General features: G+C 32.6%; 11 protein-coding genes. 5 read left to right on the forward strand and 6 right to left on the reverse strand.

Annotation, left to right across the window (positions count from 1 at the left end):
• Positions 1-45 precede the first annotated feature (45 nt).
• Entirely contained in the window at positions 46-1,074 is a 1,029-nt protein-coding gene (locus AC4IF5_RS00165; RefSeq protein ID WP_490730622.1) for a helix-turn-helix domain-containing protein, read from the reverse strand.
• Between the two features lie 479 nt (positions 1,075-1,553).
• Here AC4IF5_RS00165 and AC4IF5_RS00170 point away from each other — a divergent pair, with 479 nt between their 5' ends.
• The 4 genes from AC4IF5_RS00170 (at position 1,554) to AC4IF5_RS00185 (ending at position 5,114) form a co-directional block, all read left to right on the forward strand.
• Entirely contained in the window at positions 1,554-1,970 is a 417-nt protein-coding gene (locus AC4IF5_RS00170) for a helix-turn-helix domain-containing protein (RefSeq protein WP_490730623.1), read from the forward strand.
• Positions 1,946-2,299 carry a helix-turn-helix domain-containing protein gene (locus AC4IF5_RS00175; protein WP_490730624.1) on the forward strand — a complete coding sequence of 118 codons (354 nt, stop codon included), beginning with the start codon at positions 1,946-1,948 and terminating at the stop codon, positions 2,297-2,299. Before AC4IF5_RS00170 ends, AC4IF5_RS00175 begins: the two co-directional genes overlap by 25 nt.
• Before the next feature lie 675 nt (positions 2,300-2,974).
• Positions 2,975-3,460, forward strand: coding sequence for a helix-turn-helix transcriptional regulator (locus tag AC4IF5_RS00180; protein ID WP_490730625.1), 486 nt, complete (start codon positions 2,975-2,977; stop codon positions 3,458-3,460).
• A 163-nt stretch (positions 3,461-3,623) separates the two neighbouring features.
• Entirely contained in the window at positions 3,624-5,114 is a 1,491-nt protein-coding gene (locus AC4IF5_RS00185; RefSeq protein WP_490730626.1) for a phage tail-like protein, read from the forward strand.
• A 390-nt stretch (positions 5,115-5,504) separates the two neighbouring features.
• Here the strand turns inward: AC4IF5_RS00185 and AC4IF5_RS00190 are convergent, their stop codons facing one another.
• On the reverse strand, positions 5,505-5,843 hold the full coding sequence (locus AC4IF5_RS00190; protein ID WP_490730627.1) for a YnfA family protein: 339 nt from the start codon (positions 5,841-5,843) through the stop codon (positions 5,505-5,507).
• Positions 5,844-5,882: 39 nt separating this feature from the next.
• Positions 5,883-6,449, reverse strand: a complete 567-nt coding sequence (locus tag AC4IF5_RS00195; RefSeq protein ID WP_490730628.1) for a GNAT family N-acetyltransferase — start codon at positions 6,447-6,449, stop codon at positions 5,883-5,885.
• A gap of 808 nt (positions 6,450-7,257) precedes the next feature.
• Here AC4IF5_RS00195 and AC4IF5_RS00200 point away from each other — a divergent pair.
• Entirely contained in the window at positions 7,258-7,521 is a 264-nt protein-coding gene (locus AC4IF5_RS00200; RefSeq protein WP_490730629.1) for a SemiSWEET family transporter, read from the forward strand.
• Positions 7,522-8,640: 1,119 nt separating this feature from the next.
• On the opposite strand, the gene AC4IF5_RS00205 is transcribed toward AC4IF5_RS00200, so the two are convergent.
• The 3 genes from AC4IF5_RS00205 to AC4IF5_RS00215 form a co-directional block, all read right to left on the reverse strand.
• Positions 8,641-9,855 carry a multidrug effflux MFS transporter gene (locus tag AC4IF5_RS00205; protein ID WP_490730630.1) on the reverse strand — a complete coding sequence of 405 codons (1,215 nt, stop codon included), beginning with the start codon at positions 9,853-9,855 and terminating at the stop codon, positions 8,641-8,643.
• Positions 9,856-9,958: 103 nt separating this feature from the next.
• The gene (locus AC4IF5_RS00210) at positions 9,959-10,777 is read right to left on the reverse strand and encodes a helix-turn-helix domain-containing protein (protein WP_490730631.1); all 819 of its coding nucleotides are present in this window, start codon (positions 10,775-10,777) and stop codon (positions 9,959-9,961) included.
• A gap of 178 nt (positions 10,778-10,955) precedes the next feature.
• A complete protein-coding gene (locus tag AC4IF5_RS00215; RefSeq protein WP_490730632.1) occupies positions 10,956-11,522 on the reverse strand; it encodes a Crp/Fnr family transcriptional regulator in 567 nt (188 codons plus the stop codon).
• Positions 11,523-12,107: the final 585 nt, after the last annotated feature.

A 12,107-nucleotide genomic window follows, 5' to 3' on the forward strand; every position in this document is an offset into this window, starting at 1 on the left:
TTTGATTTGATTTAAAATAAATCCGTGAAAAACAAAAGGTAGTGACTAGAAAGCTACGTCTTTATTTTTTCCGTCGTTTAAAGTCAATATATATTCTGAAGGGGTTATCCCCTCAATCTGCTTAAATACCCTGTTAAAAGTAGACTGATTAGAAAATCCTGATTCCGTATAAATATACATCAGGGTTACTTTGCTGATATCATTTTCCCGAAGCAGCTTTTTCACATTCTCAATCCTGCAGGTATTCAGGTAATGGTTGAAGTTTGAGAACCCATTGAGCGTAATGGATTTGGATATATATAAATTATTGGATTTCAAAATATTGGATAATTGAGAAATCGTAAAACCTACATCTTTATAATAGGCTTTTTCTTCTACAACACTTCTCACTTCATTAAATATCGCACTATATTTTTCTACATTCTCATCATCTGTATAAGCGGTTTTATCTTTCTCAACAGACTGAATCTGCTCAACCTGATCCTTGGGTTCGGAAAACCTGATCTTATTAAGAAGGTTTTCCTCTATCTCTGCTTTTCTAATTTTTTCATTGTAATAGATCAGAAGACTGAATACGGCAATATTGGAAATCCCTACAAAAGTGTCTGAGGCTACAATTGTATTGACGTCATCCAGACTGAAATAATCAAAGGTAAATAGCCTGGTAAGAACACTTACGGCAGCTATGATCAGTAAAATATACAGAGAATAGATATATACATATTTTTTTCCAAGAAAAATATGAGCTCCAAGCGGCACGGGCAGAAGCCACATGGCTGTTGCTGCAGAAAACTTCCAGAAATCAAGCATGATAAACCCGGCAAATAAAGGTGCATAGGAAATATAAAGATGGACAAGCATTTTTATATTATAGTTTTTACGAATAATCATAAACGTATAAAGCATCAGCACAGAATAGGTAAGCGTACAGGCTGCGAAAAAAGAATCTTCAATAATAAAATAAAATACAACAGAATAGGCCAGTAATATACCAGACATCAGGTACACATATTGGGAAATAAGCTTCCTTTTCAGTGTATCTACGGATTTATTCAGAAATTCTTTATCAGCCACCATCCTAATTTTCAAAATAACTTATGCAAAATACTGAATTACAATATTTTGTAAACCTAAATGAAATTAAAAATTCTATTTAGATTCAAATTTTTTGATTGTTTTTATCCATTAATTTTGCACAGGTAAGTTACAAATTTAATAATAAATGGTCAAGTTGCAAATGATTGAAAATATAAATTAATTTTCACATTATTAAACATAATTCATTATATAAAGATAAATGATGATAAAAACAGCAATATTAAAATAAAAACAATAGTTATATAAAAAAATAGCATGTTTGTTAAAAAAACAAAAGCATACAGATTTTGACATATACTAGGAAAACAAAATTTTAATAGAAATATTTTTACAGTATAATAGCATCATCTTTTTTAATTAAAAGAATACTTTATAGTCTGTTTAACACAAATGATGAAACCTCTCAGGCATCAAAGACTCTATTCTTTTTCAACCTTTAATAAAACATAAATGAAATGAATTTTAAAGATATAAACATTGGTCTGATGATTCAAATGAGATCTCTGGAATGCAAAATAGAAATGCCTCGGCTTTGTAAATTTTTCAATTGTTCGGAACAGGATATTTTAGACATGTATAATGCTAAAAGCCTTGATTGTGAAATTCTTTTAAAATGGTCCCGGGTTCTGGAGTATGATTTTTTCAGAATTTATACTCAGAATCTCATACTTTATTCTCCGCCTTCAAGAACCAATAAAGAAAAAAACAGAACTCAGATGCCATACTTCCGTAAAAATATTTACACGAAAGAGGTCATTAACTTTATGCTCGAGCTTATTGAAAGCGGGGAGAAAACAAAAAGTCAGATTATTGAAGACTATAACATCCCAAAAACAACCTTATACAAATGGATAGAGAAAAACAGAAAATAAGCCAGCCTTATTATAAAAAAATTTATTTTGATATTCTTGTTAGAAAATTCCCGGAAAAGATTAATGAATGTACATCTATATTGTCAAAAGAAGAATTAAGTGTATTAGATATTATTCAGCTTAATCAAAGAATTTTTGGACGCCATGAAATATCTTCAGATAATCAGCGCCTTCGCTCTTATGATTATCAATCTATTTTTAAAATTCTGGAGTATCAAAAAAAATATAATCTGAATAATTCTCAGCTATCAATTCATTTCAAAATGAGCAGAAATACCATCGCGAAATGGAAGAAAGAGTTTACACTGAAAAAGAATCAGACACAATAGTACAGAATAAAATTATTTCAAAAGCAAGTTAGTCTGCACTATTAAATCTTGGGGAAGCTGATAATTCTATACCCAATCTCTAAGCCCCCTCCCCGCTCTTAACATGCTCTACTTTTTTATTTGATAATCTTAATTTTTTTCATAGCAATTAAATATCTGACTGCTAACTCATTGTTGCAATCAAGGCAATACAAGGGTTAGCATGAGGGTTTTTGAGTGATGCTTAGTTTTCACTCAGGCTCCCTAAACTATATGTTTGCTATAAAATTAATTCGCAAGAACTTCTATTACCAAAAGCACATGAAAGAAAAAATTACCCGTGAAGAATCAAAATTATTATTCAAAACAGTTATTACACTTTCTATCATCTTCTTTTTTATATCCGTAGCAGATTTCTTTTTCAGCAGTAAGAAAATGCTAATATATCCCACCTTATTCGTTTTAGTATTTAATGTAATCACACTATTCAATATTAACACATCAAACAGAGAAAAATTCAAGTTTGCGGATATGATTATTCTGATCATATATTTTTCTTTTTTGTGTCATTATTTTTTTTTGGACTTATTTTTTGTAGCAGTTTTTTGCCTGTTATTTTTATATGCTCTTTTTTTATTTAAAGATCTGCAAAGAATCATTATATGCTTTTTAATCATCTGCAGCATCACTTTCCTATTGTTTCTTTTCAGAGAACAAAACAATACGCTGAGATCACTTGGAGACAGTAATGTATATATCGGCTATCTTCGTGCTACAGCACTGTTCGCAATGGGATTGCTTTTCTATTATGTTGTTGGTTTCTGGTTTACAACCAAATCTTTATCAGAAGAGTCAGTCAAAATAATACAAAATGAAAATCATTCAGTAACAGCTTTAGCTGACATTTTTGAATCAATCAACAGAAAAGACAATTCCTTCATGCCTTTATTTTTGGCAACCCACTCAGTTTTCGTGAATAGAATTAAGGAGATTTGTCCTAAAATTAATGATACGGAGCTTGAGGTTTGCGCTTTAGTAAAACTGGGGCTTACCACAAAAGAGATTGCCATAGCAACAAATTCTACTTACAAAGCCATAGAATCTATCAAATACAGACTGCGAAAAAAGCTAAATCTGGAATCCAGCATAAATCTAATGTTATTCTTTAACGAAATTAAATAACCTAAAACACTTATATATCAGCACTTTATGATATTGAGGGACAATAAGGGGGACTCAAAGTGTTTTAACGTGAGCATTTTCTGCTGCTCTTCTTCTCAATCATGATAATTTCGCCGACTGAACACAAGCACATAAGATTTAATTAAATAAAAACATTTTAGAAATGAAAAAAGTATTATCAACAATTACCGTACTTTCATTAGGCACCTTTGCATTTGGACAAGTGGGAATTAATACACCAACTCCCGAATCTACATTAGATATCAGAGGAAAAAATCATCTTGGTCCTGTTACAGCAAATGACGGGGTTTTAGTACCCAGAGTTTCAGATTTAATTACCAACGGAGCTGTAAGCGGACAGTTGGTTTATCTGGTCGCAGATAGCGGAGCCTTTACAAAAGGTTTTTATTATTGGAACGGAATTGTCTGGACTGGCTTTGGAGGAAGCATTACAGGCTCTGACACCACAAATGATGCATGGATAAATGATTCTTCAAATACAATGGTAAAATTGGGGACTCTTTCAGACGGATCAACAGCAAGAGCAGCCGGAACCGAATTTGTTGCCAAAGACAATGGTGCCGTCGGAATCGGAACATCTCTCCCCGATTCATCTTCTATTCTGGATATCACGTCTGCTGACAAAGGTATTCTGATTCCAAGAGTATCACTTACCAGCGCTACCGACCAAACAACCATTCTTGCTCCCGCCGTAGGATTACTTGTCTATAATACAGGGGCATCAACTTTAACCTATAAAGGCTTTGTTTTCTGGAATGGCACAGAATGGCGTTCCATCAACAATACAACTACTATAAATCCCAGTATTTCAGGTTTAACTTGTAGTGGCGCGTCAGCATTTCCTCAAACATTTACATCAGGGGTTCCTTACAGTGGAACACTTACAGTTCCGTATTCCAATGGAAACGGGGGAAGCTATCAGGGAGCTTCATCTTTTACCCAAAATGGTTTAACATTCACCTTAAATCCCGGCACCCTCAACAACGGAAACGGTACGATCACCTACTCTGTAACCGGAACCCCGAATTTTAGTTCTCCAAGTACCGCTACAATTCCTTTAAGCTTTTTAGGATTTAACTGTAATGCCATTATTGGAAATAATAGCTCATCATTTGCTGTAGGAGAAGTTAAATCTGTGAGAATAGTGGTGCCCGCTTCTGAATTTACCAACAGGTCTACAGCAGGTACTATAAATGGTATGAATGGTAAACTCATAACCAATACATCAACTATAAGTAATAGAAATCAGGCATATACTTTAGCAAACGCAACGGATAAGTCAAGATTTATAGTGATCAACGGATTGAGAATGGATTTTCTGCAAAGCAGGGGAAGTGATAATAGTGTAAGCCCTAAGTTTTTCAACACCTTATCCAATGCGGTTTCATATAATGTATCATCACTTTCTACCAATGACGCTTACACACAAGGAGCCGGAACCAATATACAAGCCGGATATTACAGCTATAATATTGATGGTAATGATGATTTCGCATGTGGTTTCGGAACGCAGGCTGAATATGTAAATGCAATGATAACATTTGATAACGGTGAATGGTACAACTGTACCTGGCATGCTACAAGAGATGCCAATAACTATTACTTCTACATGACTGCACAGAGATTAAATTAAAAGATTCTAAATACACAAAATGGAAAACTAAAGCATTATTGCAGAATGTGAAGGCATCCCTTTCTTACAGTACTTTTTTAGAAGGACATTTTCATCAGATCAAGCCTTATCCTGAAACTGTTGTTGTGAAACACACTTGACTCAATAATTGGAAATGATAAATACTGTTCTGTAAGAGTCTTCACTTCTGCAATATTTTATTAAAAATTGGTTTTATATCTCTTTCAATATTATTTGAAAGAGATATTTTTTAATTTCCAGCCATAAAATTTAGAAAAACAGCATCAGGCTTACAGAAAAGCCTGACTGACCCTGAAATTAGAAGCCAAATATACAGGATTTACAAATATCGACAGCAGATGCCAGCAAAATATAAGTACACGCCTGAAACTACTGCTCCATAGAACGTGGTGCATAAAAGATAATACCAACACCTATAAGTGCAACCAATGCCCCGATAATATCATACCGGTCAGGTTTAAAGACATCTACCTTCCATGCCCACAGTAATGAAAGCACGATAAAAATACCTCCATAAGTCGCATAGGTTCGGGCGAAATTGGCAGTTTGCCATGTGGCTACTATCCCGTAAAAAGCAAGGATAAAAGCACCTAAAATACCGTACCAAAAAGGCCTATCTTCCCTTAGCCAAAGCCATACGAGATACCCGCCACCTATTTCACATATACCTGCCAGAAGGAATATAGATAATGATTTTAAAACTGTCATGTTGAGATAATTTTGTATTAGAATAATCCTTAAACAGGACTACTGTACACTTTCAGGTTTCTCCTGAGCAAAATTATCAAGCACATAAGTTTGCAATCCTTCTACATTTTGATGGCTATGTTGAAAGGTATCTGGCATTAATTTAAAATTCAGTTTTTCCAGTATATTAACAGATGTCGGGTTTTGGGAGGAAGGGAAAGCAGTGATCAGGTCTGCTCTCATATTTTCAAATCCAAAATTAATGACTGCAGATAAACTTTCTGCCATGATGCCTTTCTTTTGAAATTCAGGAAGCAGTTCATAACCGACTTCAATAGACTTATTATCCGTATCATAATTCCAAAAGCATATCGCACCAATCAGAGCAGAAGAATCTTTATAGGAAATTGCCCAAAACACACAACCATTCTCTTCAAACAGCCTTTCAATTTTTTGTATATACGCTACCGCTTCATCTACATTCGTGAAAGGTTCTTTTCCTGTTAATCGTGCTACTTCCGGATCTGATCGCAGTTCGTAAATAGCCTCAGCATCTGCAATCGATAATCTCCTCAGACTTAATCGGGCAGTTTCTATCACAGGAAATATTAAAAATTCAGTATGCATAATTTCTTAGATTATTGTTACAATCCAGTTATAAATCTCTTTTTACCAGATCAGCAGTTAACGTTTGGGTGTATCTTATTTTATCCATATTATTTTTAAAATACTAAATCCTGGATTTATAATACCTCTCACCAAACATAGCATAATCCAGTTTTACAATCTAATTCTGTAGGGATTTTCATACGTTTCTCCTGTGCCGTCCAACAAAAGTTTTTCCCATTAGTAAATTTAAGAAAAATTGACTTGCAAAAGCACTATCATCTGTTACAAAGTTTGCAGTACCCCAATTGATCATTATGTAAATATTATAATCCAGTCTATAAAATATTTATAGCAAATTCTGTTTCGGTTTCATTGCTATCAACCTCTTATTTTATAGATAGAACTTTTTTTTCTGCTCAGATTGACTCAATTTTTAGCCTGGTCTCCAAGTTTTGCGCCTGATCCGAAATAGTGGGGAATAAAATCTATAGAAAATAAAAAGAGGCTGTCTCAAAAGTGTCATTCTGAATGTAATGCAATGTAATGAAGAATCTCAAACAACTGACCATCAATGAGATTCTTCCTTCGTCAGAATGACAAAAGCCGAATTATTTGACTTTTGAGACAGCCTCTTTATTTTGTTTCTGCCGGGAGAGAGGACTCCAACCGAACACTTAATACCGCTTTTAACTTTTTTAGATTCTTTTTTATTTCCTAATCTGACTTTAGAATGCAACAGTATAGACTACTTGGATTGGCTTTTAAAAATCAACATTCTGGCACAAATTTCGTGTCATGCTAAAGCATATGTCCAAAATTAATGATTATGGAAAACAGTAGATTCTTTACAATTTTAGGTTGGGTCGCAACAATTACTGCTATGGCAATGTATATCTCCTATATTCCTCAGATCAGCAGCAACCTTAAAGGGGATAAAGGTGACTGGCTGCAACCATTGGTAGCTGCAGTTAACTGTAGCCTTTGGGTAATGTATGGCTTACTTAAGAAACCAAAACGTGACTGGCCTGTAGCAATAGCAAATTCACCAGGAATCATTTTCGGGTTAATTGCTTTCTATACTGCTCTTTAGGTATTTCTGTCAAAGTCCACACCAATATAGAGCTCAATTCAATTAATGTTTGCTTGACGGATTAATGAACTGTTGTGTTATCTTTATTTAAATTTTCGTTCGATAAACTGACTAAAGGATATTGCAGTTGTTGCAATACCTGCTAAGGTTACGGCTTGATATAAATCTTTAAGGCTAGAGACGTTTATCAGCGGCGGCGCCATCCAAAATAGAGCATCAACATCTTTTGTATTTGCAATCACCTCTTCTTTATTGGCTATGTCCGTATTAATCAGATGTACGGTATCATTTTTCAGATGTGTGGCAGCTTCAATATTTCAACTCAATAAAACCTGTTGATGTTCTGTGTTAGCGAGTTGGTTTACAATTCTAGCCCCTATATTTCCAGTTGCCCCTGCATTTCTCCCTTATTCTTAAATTCTATTTTCATTATTTTAAAATTATAATGCAAATTTAAATTCAATTTTATACTTTTGAAAGTAGGTACTCTAAAGTATAATATTAATCTGAAAGTATAAGTTGGATAGGATGGAGCTAATAGAAGAAAAAAAAGATGAAAATTTATTCAAATTGCAGCAAAGCTTATTGCTAAAGTCAAATTTGGATGAGTCTTGTATCCTCTAATTGCTAACGAATGAACTTTATTAATTTTAATGGCACTGAAATACATCAGTCCAACCAGCAATGAATGGGTTTTGTATGGGAAATTATTTCGAGAGGATGTACGAAGAAATATAAGATAGGATATAACCAAACATCAGCCGCTTATTTTACCTTAACGTTTAGATTTACAACACACTCATTATAAATCAATTAAATGTATTTTTGCAACGTTTTGTATTTTATTTTTGTGGCAATTTTAAAATCTCATTAAAATTGCCACAAACTTTTGGACTATTTTTGAAAACTATAGCAGTCGCTATATACAAAGAAATCCTGCAAATCATTGATTTTGTATGATTTATCTATTTTTTGATGCTTTTCTGAATACTCTAATAAAGTGAGATCTGATATATTCTTTTCTTGAAACTATGGCCACTATCTACCCGCTTTGCATTTTAGTCGTAATAAAATTCTAAAGAATGTGTTTATTTTTCGTTTATAAAGTATGAGCTTACATCATTTCATCTTTACAATTTTCCAATCCTCTTTTTTACTAAAATCAAATAATGATAGTACCACAGATAGAATTGCGCATAAAAGCAATCCAACTATCAGAGGGAGTTCTGATCCTTTTTGGAGAATGCCCATAATTGTAGAAAATACAAAAGCAACACTTAATTGAATAAATCCGAATAGGGCTGAGGCTCTTCCGCTTTTTTTACGGTGTCGTTCTAATGCGAGTTCTATTGTTGACGGTAAAAATATACCTACGGCCATTAAGTATAGAAATAGTAAAACTAAGACAGCGTAAATAGAATAATTCATATTAGCCATGAAGAGTATTGATAAGGCAAAAATTGTCTGTAAAATTGCTACCGTCTTTACTATGCTCTTTAATTTAAAGTGTTTTACGAGCAAATTGACTAAATAAGATGCACCAATTATTCCAACTGAATTTAAAGCAAATAAAAAGCTATACTGAGTTTCGTCAAAGCCTGCTTTTACCATCAGAAGAAAGGGAGAGCCCGAAATATAAATCATCAGCGCACTATAGCAAAGACTTCCAATAAGCGTATAAATGATAAACTGGCGGTCATGAAAGACATATTTAAAATCCGGGGCATCCGATAAGCTTTCCGTAGAATGTGTAGCGTTAAGATTTTGAAATGAACTCTCTTTTATGAAAGCTAAAATCATAACCTGCGCTGTCATTCCTATAAATCCAATCGCTACAAAGATGTACTGCCAATGGCCCATTTTCAAGAGGAAATTACCCAATATAGGGGCAATGATTGGAACAATCCCCATGAGCATATTTAGAATGGTAAAAACTGTAATTGTATTTTTATTATTAAAACTGTCTTTTACTATCGCTCGGGAGATTACCACACCAGCTGAACCACTAAAGGCTTGAATAAAACGCCAAAACCATAACTCTCCAATACTGGTGGCAAAAGAAATTGCAAAAGAGGCAATAATGAATATTAGTGTAGCCAGTAATAAAGGTTTCTTGCGTCCAAATTTATCCGAGATAAAGCCCCATATCAACTGACCTACTGCAAAACCTCCAATAAAGATGGATAGGGAAATCTGAATTTTTTCAACACTGGCATTAAAATCCTTTGCCATAGTATAAAAAGCAGGAAGATATAAATCTATACTCAATGCTTCTAAAGCTGTAAGTAAAGAGAGCGTGTAGATTACATTTAATTGGGATTTAGAAAATTTCATTTTTGAAAGTATTTAATAATACTGCAAAATTAGATAAATACCAACCTCTCTTACTTGCACAAATATGCGAAAATCGTGCACTAAAAAATCATTAATAGAACTTTTAACTATTTAGCATATTACGAAACTCTTGAGGTGCCAGGCCGCTTTTTTGCTTAAAAAATCTAGTGAAATACGCAGATTCATTAAAGTTTAGAAGATATGCAATCTGTGAAATTGTCAAAGATGGTACTGCGATTAATCTCTTGGCTTCAGCCATTAATCTATCTGCGGTTAATTGCTTTACAGTTTTACCCGTATTCTCTAAACAAATTTCATTTAATCTTCTAACACTAAGAGCTAGCTCAATCGCATAAAAATCGACTTTTCTTTGAGTTTTATAATTTTTATCTACAAGTTCTAAAAGCTGTGAAAGTCGATCATGATTTGAAACAAATTTTGAATCATAAAGTAATGGAAGATTAAGAAGAAATGCTGAACAATATGCTTGAAGAAGTTTTCTTCTGTTATCCTTTTTATATTCTTCTTCAGCAAGTGTTGTTATTTTATTTAATACTTCGGAAACTGAATTCTGTAATTGCTGTTCAAAAAAGAATGGCTTGAAAAGGAGCTTTGCTGGAAAATCTATTAAACTCTTGAAAAAATCAATGGAAAAAGTCATTACATAACCTTTCTTTTTTCCAACATCCATCTGATGAGTCTGATTGGGAGTAAGAATATAGATTTGATTATTTTGAATATCATATTTTTCAAAATCTATCCAATGAAAATCATGTTTATCGACTTGTAAAAACCATAAGAGCTCAAAAAAATCATGCCTATGAGTTTCTTTGAAAAAGTTTTCATCAGCATTTTCTATTCTTTCAATACTAAAGAATGTATCTGATTGCATTAAATGAAATGGTATAAGTCCAGATTTCATGTAAAAATATGTTTATGATTAAAACGTGACAATTTAATAAAAAGATATATTAGTTTTAATTAAATGTTTGTCATTTATAGATACTTATTTCAAATGATTTTTGTTTTTTTAGTAATGTTTTTTTTCAAATTTATATATGTTTTTTTTCATAAAACTTCACAATTGTGAAAAAATAAGATTATTTTATTTCTGTACGTATTCTACTTAAGCTGCCAACTGCAATACCAAGATAAGATGCAATATGAGAGAGCTGAACTCTTTTCAAAATATCCGGACTATCCATAATTAAATCTTTGTAACGTTCCGATGCTGTTTTAAATTGCCTGGAAATAATGAGTTCTTCTGTTCTCATCAGTTCTATCTCGGCTAATCTACGCCCCCAATTAGCTATATGAATATCCCTACCAAAAAGCACTCTAAGATCATTTATCTTAATCTTGTATAAAATAGAATTTTCCAATAATTCAATATTTTCATAGCCTGGCAGATCATCTACATAACTTCTCAGAGAAGCTATTACATTTCCCTCACACCCAAACCAGAAAGTAATATCCTTATCATCTCTAACTGAGTATCCACGAACTAATCCTTTCTTTAAAAAATAAACATAGGGAACAAACCTATCAGCTTCTATAAGTAAATAACCTTTTGGAAAAGAGACTTCAGTAATATGACTCTTAATGCTTTCAATTGAAGCTTCAGGTATACCGTATATATCATTAATGATGTAATCTATTGTGATCAAAAGACTAATTTTAAATTGGTTTAAATTAATTATAACAGATGACTTTTTAAATTTTCGTTGTTTGAAAGAATTTAATAGTACTGTAAAATTAGATAAATACTATCCTTAATTACTTGCACAAATAAGCGAAAATCATGCACTAAAAAATCATTAATAGAACTGTGTATTATGAAACTCTTGAGATACCAGGCCGCTTTTTGATTAAAAATCGAGTGAAATACGTGGGTTCATTAAAGTTTAGAAGGCATGCGATCTTGTTTGAACTAGCGACAATTTTTAAGACAAAATTTATATACTCTTTATGCTACATTTTTAGATTGATTAGACATTAAATTTTGATACTTTTTTATGGTTAAATTTCCTAAAGCTGAATGCCTTCTCTGAGCACTTAAAGATACTGCTTGGATCTTAAACTTTAAACTGTAAATTTTTTCTGATCCTTTTTATACTCTGTAAAGAAAAGAGTATAAAAATCATATCCTAACAAAGGAAACAACTCTACTACTACCTTTATTCATTATTATCACTATAAAATAACAAAAAAAATATTCTATTTATTCACAATTGTGAAGTTTAACCAAAAAA

Source organism: Chryseobacterium sp. UF-290, assembly GCF_058245615.1.